This is a genomic window from Kosakonia sp. (assembly GCF_032052965.1).
Lineage (GTDB): Bacteria > Pseudomonadota > Gammaproteobacteria > Enterobacterales > Enterobacteriaceae > Kosakonia.
On the sequence record NZ_DAMBVN010000001.1, the window covers coordinates 335,084 to 354,865 of the forward strand.

At 54.6% G+C, this 19,782-nt stretch carries 21 protein-coding genes; 9 read left to right on the forward strand and 12 right to left on the reverse strand.

Annotation, left to right across the window (positions count from 1 at the left end; all coding sequences use genetic code 11):
• Nucleotide 1 precedes the first annotated feature (1 nt).
• From RTX30_RS01635 to bioD, 3 genes are all read left to right on the forward strand, one after another.
• On the forward strand, nucleotides 2–898 hold the full coding sequence (locus RTX30_RS01635; protein WP_312686166.1) for a LysR family transcriptional regulator: 897 nt from the start codon (nucleotides 2–4) through the stop codon (nucleotides 896–898).
• Between the two features lie 128 nt (nucleotides 899–1,026).
• Nucleotides 1,027–2,247 carry a sugar metabolism global transcriptional regulator Mlc gene (mlc, locus tag RTX30_RS01640; protein ID WP_312686168.1) on the forward strand — a complete coding sequence of 407 codons (1,221 nt, stop codon included), beginning with the start codon at nucleotides 1,027–1,029 and terminating at the stop codon, nucleotides 2,245–2,247.
• A gap of 125 nt (nucleotides 2,248–2,372) precedes the next feature.
• Nucleotides 2,373–3,068, forward strand: a complete 696-nt coding sequence (gene bioD, locus RTX30_RS01645; protein WP_312686170.1) for a dethiobiotin synthase — start codon at nucleotides 2,373–2,375, stop codon at nucleotides 3,066–3,068.
• A 29-nt stretch (nucleotides 3,069–3,097) separates the two neighbouring features.
• Here bioD and osmV read toward each other — a convergent pair whose 3' ends face one another.
• From osmV to RTX30_RS01695, 10 genes are all read right to left on the reverse strand, one after another.
• Nucleotides 3,098–4,246 carry an osmoprotectant ABC transporter ATP-binding protein OsmV gene (gene osmV, locus RTX30_RS01650; RefSeq protein WP_312686172.1) on the reverse strand — a complete coding sequence of 383 codons (1,149 nt, stop codon included), beginning with the start codon at nucleotides 4,244–4,246 and terminating at the stop codon, nucleotides 3,098–3,100.
• On the reverse strand, nucleotides 4,246–4,893 hold the full coding sequence (osmW, locus tag RTX30_RS01655; RefSeq protein WP_312686174.1) for an osmoprotectant ABC transporter permease OsmW: 648 nt from the start codon (nucleotides 4,891–4,893) through the stop codon (nucleotides 4,246–4,248). Before osmW ends, osmV begins: the two co-directional genes overlap by 1 nt.
• A gap of 9 nt (nucleotides 4,894–4,902) precedes the next feature.
• Nucleotides 4,903–5,805 (reverse strand): osmoprotectant ABC transporter substrate-binding protein OsmX, encoded by a 903-nt coding sequence (osmX, locus tag RTX30_RS01660; protein ID WP_312686176.1) that lies wholly within the window; start codon nucleotides 5,803–5,805, stop codon nucleotides 4,903–4,905.
• A gap of 21 nt (nucleotides 5,806–5,826) precedes the next feature.
• Complete coding sequence (gene osmY / locus RTX30_RS01665; RefSeq protein ID WP_312686178.1) at nucleotides 5,827–6,537, reverse strand: osmoprotectant ABC transporter permease OsmY; 711 nt, start codon at nucleotides 6,535–6,537, stop codon at nucleotides 5,827–5,829.
• A gap of 287 nt (nucleotides 6,538–6,824) precedes the next feature.
• On the reverse strand, nucleotides 6,825–7,436 hold the full coding sequence (dmsD, locus tag RTX30_RS01670) for a Tat proofreading chaperone DmsD (RefSeq protein ID WP_312686181.1): 612 nt from the start codon (nucleotides 7,434–7,436) through the stop codon (nucleotides 6,825–6,827).
• 62 nt (nucleotides 7,437–7,498) lie between these two features.
• Entirely contained in the window at nucleotides 7,499–8,356 is an 858-nt protein-coding gene (locus RTX30_RS01675; RefSeq protein ID WP_312686183.1) for a dimethyl sulfoxide reductase anchor subunit family protein, read from the reverse strand.
• A 1-nt stretch (nucleotide 8,357) separates the two neighbouring features.
• Nucleotides 8,358–8,975: a DMSO/selenate family reductase complex B subunit gene (locus tag RTX30_RS01680; protein WP_312686185.1), complete on the reverse strand. Its 618-nt coding sequence runs from the start codon at nucleotides 8,973–8,975 to the stop codon at nucleotides 8,358–8,360.
• A gap of 10 nt (nucleotides 8,976–8,985) precedes the next feature.
• On the reverse strand, nucleotides 8,986–11,424 hold the full coding sequence (gene ynfE / locus RTX30_RS01685; RefSeq protein ID WP_312686187.1) for a selenate/tellurate reductase subunit YnfE: 2,439 nt from the start codon (nucleotides 11,422–11,424) through the stop codon (nucleotides 8,986–8,988).
• Nucleotides 11,425–11,570: 146 nt separating this feature from the next.
• A complete protein-coding gene (locus tag RTX30_RS01690; RefSeq protein ID WP_312686189.1) occupies nucleotides 11,571–11,852 on the reverse strand; it encodes a DUF1161 domain-containing protein in 282 nt (93 codons plus the stop codon).
• Nucleotides 11,853–11,921: 69 nt separating this feature from the next.
• Nucleotides 11,922–12,845, reverse strand: a complete 924-nt coding sequence (locus RTX30_RS01695; RefSeq protein ID WP_312686191.1) for a LysR substrate-binding domain-containing protein — start codon at nucleotides 12,843–12,845, stop codon at nucleotides 11,922–11,924.
• A 108-nt stretch (nucleotides 12,846–12,953) separates the two neighbouring features.
• On the opposite strand from RTX30_RS01695, the gene RTX30_RS01700 reads away from it, so the two are divergent.
• Nucleotides 12,954–13,571 carry a LysE family translocator gene (locus tag RTX30_RS01700; RefSeq protein ID WP_312686193.1) on the forward strand — a complete coding sequence of 206 codons (618 nt, stop codon included), beginning with the start codon at nucleotides 12,954–12,956 and terminating at the stop codon, nucleotides 13,569–13,571.
• Nucleotides 13,572–13,656: 85 nt separating this feature from the next.
• A complete protein-coding gene (locus RTX30_RS01705; protein ID WP_312686806.1) occupies nucleotides 13,657–14,367 on the forward strand; it encodes a YnfC family lipoprotein in 711 nt (236 codons plus the stop codon).
• A 17-nt stretch (nucleotides 14,368–14,384) separates the two neighbouring features.
• Here the strand turns inward: RTX30_RS01705 and speG are convergent, their stop codons facing one another.
• Both speG and RTX30_RS01715 read right to left on the reverse strand, forming a co-directional pair.
• Complete coding sequence (gene speG / locus RTX30_RS01710) at nucleotides 14,385–14,942, reverse strand: spermidine N1-acetyltransferase (protein WP_312686195.1); 558 nt, start codon at nucleotides 14,940–14,942, stop codon at nucleotides 14,385–14,387.
• Between the two features lie 51 nt (nucleotides 14,943–14,993).
• Complete coding sequence (locus tag RTX30_RS01715) at nucleotides 14,994–15,332, reverse strand: DUF1283 family protein (RefSeq protein WP_312686197.1); 339 nt, start codon at nucleotides 15,330–15,332, stop codon at nucleotides 14,994–14,996.
• Between the two features lie 142 nt (nucleotides 15,333–15,474).
• On the opposite strand from RTX30_RS01715, the gene RTX30_RS01720 reads away from it, so the two are divergent.
• The 4 genes from RTX30_RS01720 (at nucleotide 15,475) to RTX30_RS01735 (ending at nucleotide 19,600) form a co-directional block, all read left to right on the forward strand.
• Nucleotides 15,475–15,801: a YnfA family protein gene (locus RTX30_RS01720; RefSeq protein ID WP_312686199.1), complete on the forward strand. Its 327-nt coding sequence runs from the start codon at nucleotides 15,475–15,477 to the stop codon at nucleotides 15,799–15,801.
• Between the two features lie 111 nt (nucleotides 15,802–15,912).
• Nucleotides 15,913–17,127, forward strand: coding sequence for a starvation-sensing protein RspA (gene rspA / locus RTX30_RS01725; protein WP_312686201.1), 1,215 nt, complete (start codon nucleotides 15,913–15,915; stop codon nucleotides 17,125–17,127).
• A gap of 14 nt (nucleotides 17,128–17,141) precedes the next feature.
• Nucleotides 17,142–18,158 (forward strand): Zn-dependent oxidoreductase, encoded by a 1,017-nt coding sequence (locus RTX30_RS01730; RefSeq protein ID WP_312686203.1) that lies wholly within the window; start codon nucleotides 17,142–17,144, stop codon nucleotides 18,156–18,158.
• A 56-nt stretch (nucleotides 18,159–18,214) separates the two neighbouring features.
• A complete protein-coding gene (locus RTX30_RS01735) occupies nucleotides 18,215–19,600 on the forward strand; it encodes an MFS transporter (protein WP_312686205.1) in 1,386 nt (461 codons plus the stop codon).
• Nucleotides 19,601–19,782 lie beyond the last annotated feature (182 nt).

Genomic DNA, 19,782 nt, shown 5'->3' on the forward strand with positions numbered 1-19,782 from the left:
TATGAATATCGAACTGCGTCATCTGCGCTATTTTATTGCCGTGGCTGAAGAGCTGCATTTCGGCCATGCGGCAGCACGACTGAACATTTCGCAGCCGCCGCTGAGCCAGCAGATCCAGATCCTCGAGCAGCAGGTGGGCGCGCGTCTGCTGGCGCGAACCAATCGCAGCGTCTCGCTCACCCCTGCGGGCAGCCAGTTCCTGGCGGACAGTCGGCAAATATTAAGCCAGGTGGATGACGCCGTAGCCCGTGCGGCGCGCCTGCATCAGGGGGAAACCGGCGAGCTGCGCATTGGCTTTACCTCTTCGGCTCCGTTTATCAAAGCCGTTTCCGATTCGCTGTCGTCGTTTCGCCAGCGCTACCCTGATGTGCACTTACAGACACGGGAAATCAATACCCGCGCCCAGATTGCGCCGCTGAACGAAGGCACGCTGGATCTCGGTCTAATGCGCAATACACCTTTGCCGGAGACGCTGGCCTGGCAGGTAATATTGCGCGAGCCGTTGCTGGCGATGATCCCCCGCGATCACCTTTTGGCCACCAGGGCTGCGGTATCGCTGGTGGAACTGGCGCGGGAGCCATTTGTCTTTTTCGATCCACACGTCGGTACCGGCCTGTATGACGATATTATTGGTCTGATGCGGCGTTACCAGTTGTCGCCGCGCATTGCTCAGGAAGTGGGGGAAGCAATGACCATCATTGGGCTGGTGGCTGCGGGCATGGGGGTGTCGATTTTGCCAGCCTCTTTCCGGCGTGTGCAGCTTAGCGAAATGCGCTGGGTACCGATCATAGAGCCGGATGCGGTATCGGAAATGTGGCTGGTGTGGTCAAAACATCGGGAGCAGGGAACAGCGGCGGCGCGTTTCAGGACGCAGCTCCTGGCAGCAGCAGGCGAGTGAATTTTGCGCATAAGTCGTTGCAAAATGTGCTGTAAATCACAAGCCGGGGTAAATATTTGACGACAACCAGTAACTCCTTCACCATAGCCAACAGTTTATTTCGAAGCGCGAAAATAAGGGAGTCAGAGGTGGTTGCTGATAGTCAGCCTGGGCATATTGATCAAATTAAGCAGACCAACGCAGGGGCGGTATATCGCCTGATTGATCAGCTTGGCCCGGTATCGCGCATCGACCTGTCACGCCTCGCGCAGCTTGCGCCGGCCAGTATTACCAAAATCGTTCGCGAAATGCTTGAAGCGCACCTGGTGCAGGAGACGGAAATTCAGGAGCCAGGCAGCCGCGGGCGTCCGGCGGTTGGGCTGGTGGTGGAAACCGAGGCCTGGCACTATCTTTCGCTGCGCATCAGTCGCGGCGAAATTTTCCTTTCCCTGCGCGATCTCAGCAGCAAACTGGTGGTGGAAGACCGTCTGGAATTACCGCTTGCCGCCGAACTGCCGCTGCTGGAGCGGATTATCGACCATATCGACCGTTTTTTTACCCGTCATCAGAACCAGCTGGAGAGGCTGACAGCGATTGCTATTACGCTGCCTGGTATCATTGATACTGAAAATGGCATTGTTCATCGCATGCCGTTTTATGACGACGTAAAAGATATGCCGCTAGGCGAGGCGCTGGAGAAGCACACCGGCGTGCCGGTATATGTTCAGCATGATATAAGCGCATGGACCATGGCTGAAGCGCTGTTTGGCGCTTCTCGCGGTGCGCGGGATGTTATCCAGGTGGTGATTGACCATAACGTTGGCGCCGGGGTGATTACCGACGGGCGCTTACTGCATGCGGGGAGCAGCAGCCTGGTGGAGATTGGACACACGCAGGTCGATCCTTACGGTAAGCGTTGCTACTGCGGCAACCACGGTTGCCTGGAAACCATCGCCAGCGTAGAAAGCGTGCTGGAAATGGCGCAACGGCGGATGAGCCAGTCGATGAGTTCGATGCTGCATCAGAAACCGCTCTCTGTTGAATGGTTATGCCAGGCGGCGCAGCAGGGGGATCTGCTGGCGAAAGACATTATTAGCGGGGTCGGCGCGAACATTGGTCGTATTCTCGCCATCATGGTCAATTTGTTCAATCCGCAAAAAATATTGATTGGCTCACCGCTTAGCAGTGCGGCAGAGATCCTTTTCCCGGCCATTGCCGATTGTATTCGCCAGCAGGCGCTGCCCGCCTACAGCAAACACATCAGTGTCGAAAGTACCCAGTTTACCAATCAGGGCACCATGGCCGGTGCGGCGCTGGTAAAAGACGCGATGTATAACGGATCTTTGCTGATTCGTTTGTTGCAGGGGTAACATTTTTACACTGTCGTCGTAAAAATTGCGCTATCTCAAGCCGGGCCAGATGCAGTTAACTTAGACTTTCCCTCCTGAATTATTTTCCTGGTTTATATTTTCGTTGAACAACGGTGGGGTTCGTCATGCTTAAGCGTTTCTTTGTAACGGGTACAGACACTTCTGTCGGCAAGACAGTGGCGTCCCGCGCGCTACTACAGGCGCTGGCTGCCAGCGGTAAAACAGTGGCGGGTTATAAACCCGTGGCAAAAGGGAGCAAAGCGACGCCGGAAGGGCTGCGTAACAAAGACGCGCTGGTGCTGCAAAGTGTCTCTTCGCTGGAATTACCGTATCAGGCGGTGAACCCGATAGCCTTAAGCGAAGAAGAGAGCAGCGTCGCGCACAGTTGCCCCATTAACTACACCTTGTTATCTGACGGTCTGGCCAGTTTATGCGACCGTGTCGACCATGTTGTCGTGGAAGGGACGGGCGGCTGGCGTAGCCTGATGAACGATCTGCGTCCGCTTTCCGAGTGGGTGGTACAGGAACAAATGGCGGTGGTGATGGTGGTGGGCATTCAGGAAGGCTGTCTTAATCACGCGTTACTGACGGCGCAGGCGATAGCCAGCGACGGGTTGCCGCTGATTGGCTGGGTTGCAAACCGAATCAATCCTGGGCTGGCCCACTATGCAGAAATTATCAGCGTACTGAGCAAAAAGCTGCCCGCGCCGCTGGTGGGGGAACTGCCGTACCTGCCGCGCCCGGAACAGCGTGATTTAGCGCAATACATCAATCTGCAGATGGCGACCGGAATGCTGGTCGCTGACCGCGTGCTGGCATGAAAAAAAACCTCCTTGCGGAGGTTTTTTTATCAGGCATCGCTGTGAATATTAAGCGCCCGGCGCGTTTTCCCGGAGCTTAAGTAATCCGCAATGTAATCCTGCGAAATCTCCCCGTTATAGCGGCCTTCTTCATCGACGATGGGCATCCAGCTGGTGTTGCTTTCATACAATTTGGACAACACCACACGCAGGTTATCTTCCGCCTTACCGGTAATGCGGAACGGATGCAGCAGATCCGCACAATGGCCGGCCGCATTACGTGCCTCACGGCGCTTAACAAAGCCCAGCGGTTTACCCGCATTATCCACAACGGTGATAGCGCGAATGTCATTATCATCCATGGTGGCGAACGCTTCAGCAGCGGAGGTGGATTCACGCACCGTAATAGTCGGTTGCTGATCGGTAACGTCCCCTGCAGACACTAACAACAGGCGTTTGAGGGTACGATCCTGGCCGACAAAAGAGCCGACAAACTCATTGGCCGGTTTTGCCAGCAGCTCGTCCGGGCTGGCGCACTGAATAATGCGTCCCTGGCGGAACACGGCGATCCTGTCGCCCAGTTTTAGCGCTTCATCAATGTCGTGGCTGACCAGCATAACGGTCTTTTTCAGCTTGCGTTGCATATCGAGGAACTGGTTCTGGATCACCTCGCGGTTGATCGGGTCGACAGCGCCGAAGGGCTCATCCATCAGCAGTACCGGCGGATCCGCAGCCAACGCACGGATCACGCCGATACGCTGTTGCTGGCCGCCAGACATCTCCCGCGGATAGCGATGCAGGAATTTTTTAGCGTCCAGCGCCACCATCTCCATCAACTCTTCCGCACGGCTTTTGCAGCGGGCTTTATCCCAGCCCAGCATACGCGGCACCACGGTGATGTTTTCTTCAATGGTCATGTTCGGAAACAGGCCGATTTGCTGAATAACGTAACCAATGTTGCGACGCAGGGTGACGGTGTCCATTGCACTGGTGTCTTCACCGTTTATTAAAATAGTGCCGCTGCTCGGCGCGATCAGGCGGTTGATCATTTTAAGCGTGGTGGTCTTACCGCAGCCGGAAGGGCCCAGCAGAACACACATTTCGCCTTCGGGTACATTCAGGTTGACGTTGTCAACAGCCTTCACCGTCTGGCCGTTTTTCTGGGTAAATTGTTTGGTCAGATTTTCGAGTTTAATCATTAGCGGATCCCCTTCGGCGTCAGCACAATTTGTAAGCGGTGCAATAACCAGTCGAGCACAATGGCGAGAATACAAATCATCAGTGCCCCGGCAATCAACATACGAATGTCACTGCCGCCAATACCATTTAATAACAACAGGCCAAGACCACCGGCGCCAATTACGGCGGCGATCGCCATCACTCCAATGTTCATCACCACAGCGGTGCGAATACCGCCGAAAATCACGGGCAGCGCCATGGGAATTTCGACCCAACGCAAACGCTGCCAGAATGTCATGCCAATACCGCGACCGGCTTCCTGTAGGCCCGGCGGCAGACTGGTGAGCGCAGTGTGGGTATTGCGCACAATTGGCAGCAGCGAATAGAGGAATACTGCAGTTATCGCCGGTACGGCACCAATGCCCTGACCAATCAGTGAAAAGACAGGGATCATCAGGCCAAACAGGGCAATCGACGGAATGGTTAAAACCAGCGTCGCCAGACCCAGTACCGGGGCAGAGAGCCACTTATGGCGCACAATTAAAATGCCCAGCGGTACACCGATAACAATCGCCATTCCTACCGCCAGCAACACCAGCCAAAGATGCTGAAAGGTGAGCGTGGCCAGAAAACCCGCGTTGTCCATCATGTAATGAATCGTGTCCATAGGCGCTCCTTACAACAACCCTTTTTCACGCAGGAAGTCGCTGGCGACCTGCTGCGGCGTTTGATGATCAATATCGACTTTGGCGTTCAGCGTCATAATCACCTCGTTGTTTAACATCCCGGAAAGGGTGTTAAGCGCATCGGCCAGCCCCGGATGTGCCGCCAGCGTGTCCTGGCGCACCACCGGCGTCACCGCATAGCTGGGGAAGAAGCCTTTGTCATCTTCCAGTACTTTCAGGTCAAAGCCTTTAACCCGCCCGTCGGTGGTGTAAACCAGCCCGGCGTCAACAAAGCCGTCACGGATAGCGTTATACACCAGCCCTGGATCCATCTGGCGGATTTGCGGGCGGTCCAGCGCCATGGCATAGGCCTGCTGCAGTGGTTTCATCCCATCGCTGCGACCGGAAAATTCCAGATCAAGGCCAAGCAGCCAGTTGTGCTTCGGGTCGGTTTTGCGGATCTGTTCAATCTTCGCCACCATTTCGGACATGGTGTTGATATGCTCTGCCTCGGCGCGTTTACGCTGCATCGCGAAGGCGTAAGTGTTGTTCATGTCTGCCGGGTTCAGCCACACCAGACCGTGTTTGGCATCCAGGCGTTTTACCGTCTCGTAAGACTCCTGCGGCGTCATACGTTTGTTAATGTGGTTGAAAATGATCAGCGATGTACCGGTGTACTCCCATGTCATATCGACCTGCTTATTGATCATCGCGTTACGGGAAATCACCGTCGCGATATTGGTTTGTGGCTGAACCTGAAAGCCTTTTTTCTGCAGGTACTGCACGGTCAGTGCCGACAAAATATGCTGCTCGGTAAAACTTTTGGTGGCCAGGATCAGCGGCGCGGCACAGGCGCTGGCACTAAACATCAGCATCGCTGCCAGCGCGCCCAGCAGGTGGGTTAATCGTTTCATAGCGATTCCTTTTTCTTATTCTCAGGCGGTGTGCGGGCTAAGGAAGCGCCCCAGCGCCGCCAGCAAACTGTCGAGGATCAGCGCAAACAAGGCCGTAGCGGCAGCGCCTAAAATCAGCGTCGGGAAATCATTCAGGTAAATGCCGGGGAAGATAAGTTCACCATAGCTGCTGGCGCCAATCAGAAACGCCAGCGGCGCAGTACCCACATTAATGGCGGTCGCGATTCGCACGCCGGAGAGGATCACCGGCAATGCATTGGGCAGTTCGACCTGGCGCAGGCGCTGCCATTTGGTCATGCCGATGCCATTTGCCGCTTCCAGCAGCGAGGCGGGAACCGAACAGAGCCCGGCATAGGTGTTACGCACAATCGGCAGCAGAGAGGCCAGGAACAGCGCGATAATTGCAGGCGTATCGCCAATGCCAATGACCACCATCGCCAGCGCCAGGACTGCTAGCGGTGGCAACGTGTTACCGACGTTAAAGATTTGCATCACATATTCCGCCACACCACGCATGGCGGGGCGGCTGAGTGCGATACCGCTGGGAATACCGACCAGCAGAGCAAAAAACATGGAGCTGAACACCAGAATCAAATGTTGTTGCCCGAGATAGACCAAATCAACCTGGCGGGCTTTGATGGTTTCCAGACCGATACCCCAGGTCAGTAGCGCCAGGATAACGGCAATACCGACAATAAAGAGCAGGGCGCGTGTAAGCATGGACGTTTGCATTGCAGTGTGTCTCCCTGTTTGCATGCGTTATTGCAACGGACGGTTGCGTGTTGTTATGCCATGTTCGGCAGGGTGCATTGAGCTATAGCAAGCGCCTGGGAAGGATTCCAGTTAACAGTTTGATTTTCGGTAAGCGAAGCGGCGCGGTGAATTTGAACCAACCCTTATGGCGTCAAGGCTGTATACATAAAGTAAAGAATTGTCTTAAAAGAGAAGATTAAAAGTGACGCCGTCACAAATGTATCGCCATAGCAGGGCAATCCCGGTCAGGTTGACCGGGATTGCCGTTAACGAAAGAGGGATTTTTGCGCGACCGGGACCAGTAAACGGGACTGCCAGTCCACTAACGTCAGCTGCGCAAGCTGGCCAAGCGCGTGCCAGAAGGGGTGCCGGGCTTCTTCGCTAAACACATGAAGAAAGCGGCCTGACCACGGGAGTAAATGCCAGGCCAGTAACTGGTCACAGGCCGGGATGTTGCCTTGTTCGGCAAGCCAGGCCGCCATGAGTAGCAATGCGCCGAAGTGGTCTTCCGGTTCGTCCTGCTGACGCTGAAAAGCAATATCGTTGTCCCGCATCCACTGGCGTAACGCCAGTGTGGAGTCGCCAAACAGCACGCTCTCTTTGTCCAGCCATACCGATCCCCACGGCGGAGCGGGCAGCGCCAGCGGGCCAATCAGCAGTCGCTGCCAGCTTGCGGCCAGCGGCTCTTCACAGTGTGCGGTAAAGCCCGCCATCAGCGGGGCAAGTGCGTGTGACGGCAGGGGCCACTGCGTCGCCCATGCCCCCTGGGTAAACGCCGCAATCAGCGGCGTCGCCGGTTCGCTATCCGGCGGATAGTAAAACAGCGCCCCGAGCACCCGGGCGGTGAAAATAAACGATTCGCGGGAGGTCTCTGTCATGGTATCCCCATTGATGTTGTTGCAGGCCGGAAAAGGCGTAAGCCCTTCTCCGGCTCCTGCGTTTAACCCGCGACGGCAACGCCGACGGTCATGTGCAGCCCGTAAAAGAGGCCGCGGCCGAGAACTTCTCCTGCAACCACCAGCATGATGCCAGCCAGCAGACTGAGTACACGCGGTTGTTTACGCCGCGTCAGCGGGCAGATCCAACAGCCCAGGCCCAGCGTCAGCAGGATAAGACGCCACACCTGTAACATGCTGTAATCCGGAACCAGCGTAACGGCCGGCTGCACCGAACTGTGGATCGTGCCGAGTTGACCGCTTTGCAGCATGACCAGCGCACAACTGGCAACAAGGGCGGCAACGCTGACAGCAGCAAACTGTGCGGCAGGAAAACGCACCCCCGACAGGCGCAGCAGCAGCGCGGCCAGGAGTGGCCCGCCCACCAGCATCGTCAGAAAGAACCCGGCGGTGGTATAGCCGTTGTGCCAGGTCGGTACCGTGTCAATCTGGTAAACCCGGGTCATCGCCCAAACAAACAGCACACCCAGCAACATGCTGATAATCAGCCAGCTGCGCCCTAATTGCGCAGGCATTTTTCCCAGCCAGCTCAATAACCACCAGATGCCGCCCACGGCAAAAAACAACGATCCGGCGGCAATCTCATTACTGAGCGCCGATGCGCCAATGCGGTTCAGGGAGTTAAAGGCCCGCAGCGGCGAGCCAAGGTGCATCATTGAGGCAAGAAAACCGATCCCCATCAACAACCAGAGCAAAAACATGCTGCGGACAATGCGTATCTGCCCAACGTTATCCGCTTTTGCCGCCATCCAGCCAAGACCGGTTACAATAAGCCCACCTGCCACGCACTGACCGAGTACGGTAAACAGTACCAGAGGCCATTCATGCCATCCGTTTCCCATTTTATACCTCCTGAGGGTTGGCCAGATAACCGGTTGTGTCCCCGGTTGGGCGGCTGTTGGCGTTGGGTTTAATGACGATATTTGGCCGGGTAAAGTGCGAGGCCGGGAACGGCGCGATCGCCGCCAGCTCGCCGTGCTGTTTGCGTAGTGTATCGATCGGGCCAAAGTCGAGCGCACGTAAAGGGCAGGATTCAACACATATCGGTTTAAGCCCCTTAGCGACGCGGTCGTAGCAACCGTCGCACTTGGTCATATGGCCTTTGGCGGCGTTATATTGCGGTGCGCCATACGGGCAGGCCATATGGCAATAACGGCACCCGATGCAGACATCTTCATCTACCACCACAAAACCGTCTTCGCGTTTGTGCATTGCGCCGCTCGGGCAGACTTTGGTACAGGCGGGATCGTCACAATGGTTGCAAGAGATTGAGAGGTAATACGCAAATACATTTTGCTGCCAGACTCCGTTATCTTCCTGCCAGTTACCACCCGCATATTCATACACCCGGCGAAAGCTGACATCCGGCGTTAAGTCTTTATAATCCTTACAGGCCAGCTCACAGGTTTTGCAACCGGTGCAGCGGGCAGAATCAATAAAAAAACCATACTGCGTTGTCATCGGTTACTCCTTAAACCTTTTCGATCTCGACCAGATTGGTATGCTGCGGATTGCCTTTTGCCAGCGGCGAAGGGCGATGGGTGGTCAGCGTATTCACGCAGCCGCCGTGGTCGACGCGATCGCCGTCCATGCTGGCCTGGTGCCATGCACCCTGGCCCATCGCGCTGACGCCCGGCATAATGCGCGGCGTGACTTTGGCGGCAATACGCACTTCGCCGCGTTCGTTAAACACGCGCACCAGATCGCCATTGGCAATACCGCGCTGTTGCGCATCAATCGGATTGAGCCACACCTCCTGGCGGCAGGCTTCTTTGAGAACATCGATGTTGCCGTAGCTGGAGTGCGTGCGGGCTTTGTAGTGAAAGCCGAAGAGTTGCAGCGGGTAGTGTTTGCGCGCCGGGGAGTCCCAGCCTTCGAAGGTGGAGGCGTAAACCGGTAACGGGCTGATGACTTCGTCTTTTTCCAGCTCCCATGTATTGGCAATCTGCGCCAGCCGACTGGAGTAGATCTCGATTTTACCGGAGGGGGTTTTCAATGGGTTGGCCTGCGGATCATCGCGGAATTTTTTATAGGCAACAAAGTGACCGTTCGGATCTTTACGCTTATAAATCCCCATCGCTTTCAGCGCCTCGTAAGCGGGAAGCTGCGGATCTTTGGCAACCATTTTGGCATACAGATATTTCAGCCACTCCTCCTGCGTGCGGCCTTCAGTAAAGCGCTGGTAAATATCCGGCCCCAGACGACGGGCGATTTCACTGGTGATCCAGTAGATGGGTTTTCGCTCGAATTTAGCGCGGGTGACGGGTTGCAGGAAAATCAGATAGCCCATATTACCGGCGTAATCATTGGGAATAATGTCCTCCTGCTCAACGGTCATTAAATCGGGCAGCAGAATATCGGCATACATAGCTGATGAGGTCATAAAGTTCTCAATGACCACTATCATTTCGCATTTACTGTCATCCTGCAGGATATCGTGGGTTTTGTTGATATCCCCATGCTGATTAGTAAGGGTGTTACCGGCGTAGTTCCAGATAAATTTTATCGGCACATCCAGTTTATCTTTACCGCGTACACCGTCGCGGGTAGCGGTCATTTCCGGGCCGCGGGCAATGGCGTCAGTCCAACTGAAACAGGAGATTGCCGTTTTGACCGGGTTTTCCGGCATCGGCATGCGTTCAATGGTAATGGTGTAGGTCGACTCACGTGCGCCACTGTTGCCGCCATTAATTCCGACGTTACCGGTCAGGATAGGCAACATGGCGATCGCGCGCGAGGTCAATTCGCCATTCGCCTGCCGTTGCGGCCCCCATCCCTGGCAAATATAAGCCGGTTTGCTGGCGCCGATTTCACGGGCCAGCTTAATGATTTTGTCCGCCGGAATACCGGTTATTTGAGATGCCCACTGCGGCGTTTTCGCGACGCCGTCATCGCCCTGGCCCAGTATGTATGCTTTGTAATGGCCATTTGCCGGCGCGTCTGCCGGCAGGGTTTTCTCGTCGTAACCAACGCAATAGGTATCAAGAAACGGTTGATCGACAAGATTTTCCGTGATCAACACCCAGGCCATTCCCGCCACCAGTGCGGCATCGGTGCCGGGACGGATCGGTATCCACTCATCTTCGCGCCCGGCGGCGGTATCGGTGTAGCGCGGATCAATCACCACCATACGTGCATTCGAACGTTCCCGCGCTTGCTCAAGAAACCAGGTGATGCCACCGCCGCTCATACGGGTTTCAGCCGGGTTGTTGCCGAACATCACCACCAACCTGGTGTTTTCAATATCTGAGGTGCTATTGCCTTCGTTGGAACCGTACGTGTAAGGCATGGCGCAGGCGATCTGCGCCGTGCTGTAGGTGCCATATTGCCCAAGGAAGCCGCCGTACATTGCCATCAGGCGGGCAATAATAGAGGCGGAAGGCGAGGAGCGGGTGATGTTGCCGCCGACGATGCCGGACGAATAATTAATGTACACGGCCTCATTGCCGTATTTCTGCACCACGCCTTTTAAGCTGTTAGCAATGGTGTCCAGCGCTTCGTCCCAACTGATGCGCTCGAACTTGCCTTCACCGCGCTTACCGACGCGTTTCATCGGGTAATTCAGGCGATCGGGGTGATTAATCCGCCGACGAATAGAACGCCCGCGCAGGCAGGCGCGAACCTGGTGGTTGCCATAGTGATCGTCGCCGGTGTTGTCGGTTTCTACCCAGTAGACTTCATCATCCCGCACATGCAACCGCAGTGCGCAGCGGCTTCCACAGTTGACCGAACAGGCTCCCCACACCACTTTGTCCGTTGCGGGCTGCATGGCTTGTTGCACGGCAGCGGCAGCGGAACGCATACCAAAAGGGAGATGAAAACTTCCTGCTGCCAGTGCCAGCGACCCGAGGGCGGTCGACTTCACCAGCGTTCGTCGGCTGATGCCGCCGCTGTGTTCGCTTTCAGACATAGCTCACTCCATTATTATTTATAAAAGAAATTACCTGCGGTATTAAAAGCAGGCTAATAATGGGGTCATCCTACCCAGCAGGGGGTAGAAAAGTCTTAATCACGATCAAGTCGAGGGAGATCCCCCTGATATTCAGGGGGAAAGAGTTATTGCGAGCCGGCGCTCTGTTCGCCCTGCGGGGCAGCGCCATTGGTGCGGGTATAAAGAATTTTATAACTGTCATTAGCGCAGTGACCGACAACCTGAGCGCCCGTCTGATCGGCCTGGTCATTCGGCACAATCGTCAGGCTGAAACCCGATTCCGGGACACCGTTATTAATGATGCGCTGCTGGATATCCGTTTTGACGCGCTCGCAGGAGTCCGGTGCAGCAACAGCAGGAAGCGATCCCACCAGCAGTAACGCACAAAACCAACGTTTATATTGCATCTTCATCTCCTTTTAAATGCCCGCCCTAAGCTTAGCACCTCTGGCGCCGTGACAAGGTAAATCTCTGAATCATCTGATGAAGGCGGCGTCGCAGGCAATGCCCTCAGGCAGGGTTGACGGCGTTCTCGCGAGCAGAAACTCACCAAGCAAAGCAATGTTACTGAGGCGGGGCGAATCTTTCGGCCATACCAGCCAGTAGCTGTCACCGGTTGTGATTGCCTGAGGGTACGGGATCGCCAGCAGATTTTGCGCCAGGGCCTGCTGGCTTAACAGCACATCGCCAATGGTCACACCGTGACCGCCGATCGCGGCCTGAAGCCCCTGTTCGAGGGTGTCAAAGAGCAGGCCCTCCGTGAGATTGAGGTGGGGGAATTGCCCGGTGCCCGCCAGCCAGCGTCGCCAGTCGCGCCGATCCCGCGATGGGTGAATAAGCGTGCATTGCGCCAGGTTGTTTTGCGCCGGGGCCAGCAAAGCCGGGGCGCAGAACGGGATAAGGTACTCATCAAACAAGCGTAAACTCTGGGTGTGTTCGCCGAACCGGCCATCGCCAAGCAAAATAGCGCAATCAAAAGGCTCTGTACGGAAATCCACCACGTCTATATCCATCCAGACGCTGCTGATCTCAATGACTGGCGTACTGTGATGAGCGCGAAACTCGCCTAACTGATTTAAAAGCCAGCGCATGGTCAGTGTCGAGGGCGCTTTCAGCCGCAGCTGGCGGTGGTTGCGGCGCAGCGTCTGGCAGGCGTTTTCCAGCTGCATAAACCCTTCCTGCAGGCGCGCAGCCAGTTGCTGGCCCGCGTCTGTCAGGCGGATTTTAGGGCCGTGTCGCTTAAACAGACGGCACTCAAACCACGCCTCCAGTGTGCGAATATGCCGACTGATCGCGCCTGGCGTGACGTTGAGAAAAAGTGCGGCCTGACTAAAGGAGTTCATTTGAGCGGCTACGGAGAATGCACGTAAGGCGTAAAGCGGCGGCATGGTCTGGTTCATGTTGTGGTGTCAATTGTGAGTTTTAAGCCGCATATAACGGCACTTTTACTCGTTTTTCAAGCCACTGAATTTGGCGGATACTCAACGCAAAACCGCCAGGAGAGAAAGATGCCGCCAGTCAACGTATTGCTGCTGTGGGCGTATATCGCCGCTGTCTTAACACTGCTATTTACACCCGGGCCAGTGGTGTTGCTGGTTAGCGGTACGGCAGCACGGGGCAGCTATGCCCGTGCCTTTTTGACCGCGCTGGGGACGCACCTTGCTTCGCTGGTGCTGATTGCGCTGGCGATCATGGTTCTCGCGGGCGCGGTTTCGCTCTCACCGTTCTTACTCAATATGGTTGCTCTGGGCGGATCATTATTTATCACCGCCAGTTCGCTAACGGCGTTACGCCAGGGCGCCGCAGAGCCGCGAAAAGGTAACGCACAGGGAGGCTTTTTTCAGGGTTTTATGACCGGAATGGCAAACCCGAAGGATATCCTTTTTTTTATCGCTTTTTTCCCGCAATTTATTGCCATAACCCGCGATTTTATCGCCAGCGTGACGATTCTTTCGACACTGTGGATCCTGCTTGATTTTAGCGTGTTATCGCTCTATATCATCGCCATCAAACGCTGGTTACCCGTCACGCAAAGCTACCGCTTTGCCCGGCTATCGTCGTTGATATTACTAATGATTGGCATTGCCGGAGCAGGGTACTCCTTTATGGCATTGAGGGCGCATTAAACCGGTAAGTCACGATGTGATTGCCCTATCTTAGAAAGGATTTGCTACTATAAGCGCAATACAAAAGAAAAATGTGGTGAACCCGTTGAAAAAACAGCTATTGGTTATCGCGCTGGCGGCTCTGATTGCCGGGTGTGACGACGCTAAAGGACCTGTCTCGTATACGCCAGAAATGGCCAGCTTTTCCAATGAATTTGATTTTGATCCGCTGCGCGGCCCGGTTAAAGATTTCAGCCAGACGTTGCTAAATGAAAAGGGCGAGGTCGCTAAACGCGTCACCGGCACGCTGTCGAAAGAGGGCTGTTTCGATAAGCTGGAACTGCACGATGTGGAGAATAACAGCGGCGTGTCACTGGTGCTGGATGCCAATTATTATATTGATGCGGAATCGCAGGAAAAACGTCTGCGCTTGCAAGGCAAATGCCAGTTAGCGGAGTTTCCGGCGGCGGGCGTTACCTGGGATACCGACGATAACGGTTTTATTGTGCTGGCGCGCGGCAAAGAGATGGAAGTGAAATACCGCTACGACGAGGAAGGCTATCCGCTGGGTAAATCCACCACCTCAAAAGATGCGCACCTGACGGTGGCGTCTACGCCGTCGAAAGACAAACGCAAAAAACTGGATTACACCGCAGTCAGCACGCTGAATGATAAACCGCTCGGCGAGGTGAAACAGACCTGCGACTACGATAGCCACGACAACCCGGTGAGCTGCAGCCTTGTCACACGTGACGAGAGTGTTACGCCTGTTGTGGAGCATAAATTCAGCATCAAAAATACCATCGAATATTATTGATGCTGCAACCACCGCGCTTACTGCGCGGTGGGTTTTAACAATGTCGCGCCGGTTTTATGTTCGGCCAGGTACTGGTGCTGGAACAGGCACATGCGAATAGTGTTGCGATATTCGCCATTAATAAAGAACTCGTGAATTAACTCGCCTTCCACTTCAAACCCCAGCTTGCGATAGATGTGAATCGCTTTCTCATTTTCCTTATCGACGACGAGATAAAGCTTGTAGAGATTGAGCACGGTAAAGCCGTAATCCATCGCCAGTTTTGCCGCTTTGGTCGCCAGCCCTTTCCCCTGATGTTCGGGTGAAATGATGATCTGAAACTCTGCCCGGCGGTGAACGTGATTGATCTCTACCAGTTCCACCAAACCGGCTTTTTCGCCGTTACTCTCAACGACAAACCGGCGTTCGCTCTGATCGTGAATATGTTTATCGTACAGATCCGACAGCTCAACGAAGGCTTCGTAGGGTTCTTCGAACCAGTAGCGCATCACGCTGGCATTGTTATCAAGCTGATGGACGAAACGCAGATCCTCGCGCTCAAGCGGGCGCAGGCGGACAGGATGATTGTCACTCACAGGCAATCCTTTTGCGAAGAGGGAAGCGGGCGCTGAAGGCGCCCAAACAGGTTACTGGATTTGGCGACCGGTGCGGCGATCGAGGCAGCGTAAGGTATTGGGTTCCCAGTAAGCATTGACGTTAGTGCTCTTCTGGCAGTTATCTTGCGCATCGAATGCAACGTCGGTTTTGTCCCACTCTTTTTCTGCGCGTTTGTTGACCTTATGGCGCAGACTGCGGGTGTCATTCCATTGCTCTTTTTCCATCGCGGCGTTCTGGCGGCTTTGCGCGTTATCGCCGGATTCAATCACCAGACGGTTTGTTTCAGCCAGTGCAGAAGTGGTGTACACGATGGCACCCAGCGTCAGCATTGCGGTGAGGCACAGGCGTTTGCTAAGTGGAGTTGTCATTGCGATTTCCTTATATGGGATAAACAAAAGACGTACCTGTTTATTCTAAGCCATCCCGGGCATGGCGAATAGTCAGGGAGAACAGTAGTCAGAGCATTATCATGTATGATGGTTCAACCGTGATTGAATAAACGTGCCGAAAATGCTCAAAACGACCCTTCTTTTCTTTGCCACTGCCTTGTGCGAAATCCTTGGTTGCTTCCTCCCCTGGTTATGGCTAAAACGCGGTGCCAGCCCGTTACTGCTGGCACCCGCAGCGCTGGCGCTGGTGATGTTTGTCTGGTTGCTGACGTTGCACCCCGCTGCCAGCGGCCGGGTATATGCTGCTTATGGCGGCGTCTATGTCTGTACGGCGCTACTCTGGCTGCGCGTGGTTGATGGCGTCAAGTTGAGCGCGTATGACTGGCTCGGCGCGGTGGTAGCCTTGTGCGGTATGTTAATCATTGTTGCCGGATGGGGGCGCGTATAGCGGCGGATTTTTTGTGATCATCAGCCGCTTTTTTGATCGATATACTTGTATGGTAGTAGCTCAGGCGAGTAAATTCCCGGCATCACGTTAAACGATGTAAGGAATCGCGGAATGAAAATCATAGGGGCTGAAGTCTTTGTTACCTGTCCTGGGCGCAATTTTGTCACCTTAAAAATCACCACGGATGAAGGCATTGTCGGGCTGGGCGATGCCACTCTTAACGGCCGCGAACTGTCTGTCGCGTCCTATCTGAAAGATCACCTCTGCCCGCAGCTGATTGGGCGCGATGCACACCGCATCGAGGATATCTGGCAATTTTTCTATAAAGGCGCGTACTGGCGTCGCGGCCCGGTGACCATGTCGGCAATTTCCGCTATCGACATGGCGTTATGGGATATCAAAGCCAAAGCGGCCAATATGCCGCTCTATCAGTTACTGGGCGGCGCCTCGCGCGAGGGGGTAATGGTCTACTGCCACACTACAGGCCATTCCATTGACGAAGTGCTGGACGATTACGCCCGTCATAAAGAGATGGGTTTCAAAGCGATTCGCGTCCAGTGCGGTGTGCCGGGGATGAAAACCACCTATGGAATGGCAAAGGGCAAAGGCCAGGCCTACGAGCCAGCCACCAAAGGCCAGTGGCCGGAAGAGCAGCTCTGGTCGACCGAAAAATACCTCGATTTTACGCCGAAGCTGTTTGACGCCGTGCGCAGTAAATTTGGCTTTAATGAGCATCTGCTACACGACATGCACCACCGCCTGACGCCGATTGAAGCAGCGCGCTTTGGCAAAAGTATTGAAGCGTACCGCCTGTTCTGGATGGAAGATCCTACCCCGGCGGAAAATCAGGAATGCTTCCGTCTGATACGCCAGCATACCGTCACCCCAATTGCCGTTGGTGAGGTGTTTAACAGCATCTGGGATTGCAAGCAGCTTATTGAAGAGCAACTGATCGACTATATCCGCACCACCATTACCCATGCCGGCGGGATCACGGGAATGCGCCGTATTGCCGATTTTGCCTCACTCTACCAGGTACGCACGGGATCGCACGGTCCGTCTGATTTGTCGCCAATTTGTCATGCTGCCGCGCTGCACTTCGATCTGTGGGTGCCAAACTTTGGCGTGCAGGAATATATGGGCTATTCCGGGCAAATGCTGGAAGTCTTCCCGCATAACTGGCGTTTTGACAACGGCTATATGCACCCCGGCGACAAGCCTGGGCTGGGCATTGAGTTTGATGAAAAACAGGCGGCGAAATACCCCTACGATCCGGCTTATCTGCCCGTCGCCAGACTGGAAGATGGCACCCTGTGGAACTGGTAACCGAGGAGCGCGAAATGAAAAGTGTGGTGATAGAACAACCCAATCAACTTGTACTCGCCGACAGACCGTTACCACAACCGGCGCCGGGAGAAGTGCGCGTCAATGTGAAGCTGGCAGGAATTTGCGGTTCTGACAGCCATATCTACCGTGGGCATAACCCCTTCGCAAAATATCCGCGCGTTATCGGGCATGAATTTTTCGGTCTGATTGATGCTGTGGGTGAGGGAGTATCGCCGGAGCGAGTGGGTGAACGCGTGTCGGTTGATCCAGTGATCAGCTGCGGCCACTGCTACCCGTGTTCGATTGGTAAACCAAACGTATGTACGTCATTGGTTGTGCTGGGCGTACACCGTGATGGTGGGTTCAGTGAATACGCGGTTGTCCCGGCGGCGAATGCATGGCTCATTCCGGAAACCATTCCTGACGAGAACGCAGTGATGATTGAGCCTTTTACCATTGCGGCCAACGTCACTGGACAGGTGAACCCTATGGAACAGGATATTGCGCTGATTTATGGCGCAGGTCCGATGGGGCTGACCACTGTGCAGGCGTTAAAAGGCGTTTACAAGGTAAAGCAGGTCATTGTCGCAGACCGTATTGACGAACGTCTTGCTATGGCGCGCAACAGCGGTGCGGACTGGGTTATCAACAATAGCAAGCAATCCTTACAGGAGGCGCTGGCAGAGAAGGGGATCAAACCAACACTGATTGTGGATGCTGCCTGCCATCCGTCGATTTTGCAGGAAGCGATTGCGCTGGCATCACCTGCTGCGCGCATTGTGATTATGGGATTCTCCAGCGATCCCAGCCAGATTGTCCAGCAGGGCATTACCGGCAAAGAGCTATCCATTTTTTCATCGCGCCTCAATGCCGGGAAGTTCCCGGTGGTGATCGACTGGATGGAACGCGGGCTTATCGATCCCACCCGGTTAGTGACGCATAAATTTCACTATCAACATGTCACCGATGCGATTGAACTGTTCGAAAAAGACCAACGCAAGTGCTGTAAGGTCTTGTTAACGTTCAATTAAATACAATAACAATGCGGTTAAGCGGTACGCATATCCTTTTTTTCGAGATTGCGATTATGACACAAGTTAAAGCTGAAAGAACGACCTCGGATCTGGTAAAAGCGGCGGTGTCCGGCTGGTTGGGGACGGCGCTGGAATTTATGGATTTCCAGCTCTACTCACTCGGTGCGGCGCTGGTGTTTCATGAGATCTTTTTCCCGGAACAGTCGGCGGCAATGGCGCTGATTCTGGCAATGGGTACCTACGGGGCCGGGTATGTAGCGCGTATCATCGGGGCATTTATCTTCGGTAAAATGGGCGACCGGATTGGGCGTAAAAAAGTGCTGTTTATCACCATTACGATGATGGGGATTTGCACCACGCTTATCGGGGTGCTGCCGACCTATGCACAAATTGGTATTCTCGCGCCGGTTTTACTGGTCACGTTGCGCATTATTCAGGGACTGGGGGCCGGTGCGGAAATCTCCGGCGCGGGTACTATGCTTGCGGAGTATGCACCAAAAGGGAAACGCGGGGTGATCTCTTCACTGGTGGCAATGGGCACCAACTGCGGCACCCTGAGCGCAACGGCAATTTGGGCTGTGATGTTCTTCACGCTGGATCGTACTGAACTGCTGGCCTGGGGATGGCGTGTGCCGTTTATCGCAAGCGTAGTCGTGATGATCTTTGCAATCTGGCTGCGTATGAACCTGAAAGAAAGCCCTGTATTTGAACAAGTGCATGAAGGTGATCACGCTCCGGTCAAAACGCAGCCTGCGGAAACGGGGCTGGGCGCGATGTTTACCAGTAAGTCGTTCTGGCTGGCGACCGGGTTACGTTTTGGACAGGCAGGGAACTCTGGCCTGATCCAGACCTTTCTGGCGGGCTACCTGGTGCAGACCCTGCTGTTTGAAAAACGTATTCCCACCGATGCGCTGATGATCAGTTCCATCATCGGTTTTCTCACCATACCGCTGCTGGGGTGGTTGTCTGATAAGGTCGGGCGCCGTTTACCTTATATCTGCCTGTGCATTTCGGCGATTATTCTCGCGTACCCGATGATGTCGATTATCGTCGATAAGAGCTACAGCCCTGGCGTCATCATGTTGTCGATGATTGTCATCCATAACTTTGCTGTGCTGGGGCTGTTTGCCCTGGAAAACATCACCATGGCGGAGATGTTTGGCTCACGGAATCGTTTTACCCGTATGGCTATCTCCAAAGAAGCGGGCGGTCTGGTGGCGGTCGGTTTTGGCCCAGTACTGGCGGGGATCTTCTGTAATATGACCGGTTCCTGGTGGCCGATTGTGGTGATGCTGATCGTTTACTCACTGATTGGTCTCCTCTCTGCCGTATTGATGCCGGAAGTGCGCGACCGTGATTTGAATATTCTGGAAGATGCGGCCGAGCCGCAGATTGTGACAGATGCGCAGCGGTATTCTGGTTTACAACCTGGTCGTTAAACCACAATGCTGTCACATAACTTTGTTTTTGTATTACACCACTTCGGTAAAAGTTAACGTAAATCAATGTTTAGCTTCCAACAATTGGTATTGTGAACGACATAATTTTTTTCACCTTACTACCATTCTAGTTCATGTAGTCAGCAGGAGGCCGGAGCGTTCACCGCTACCAGCCTTCTGCG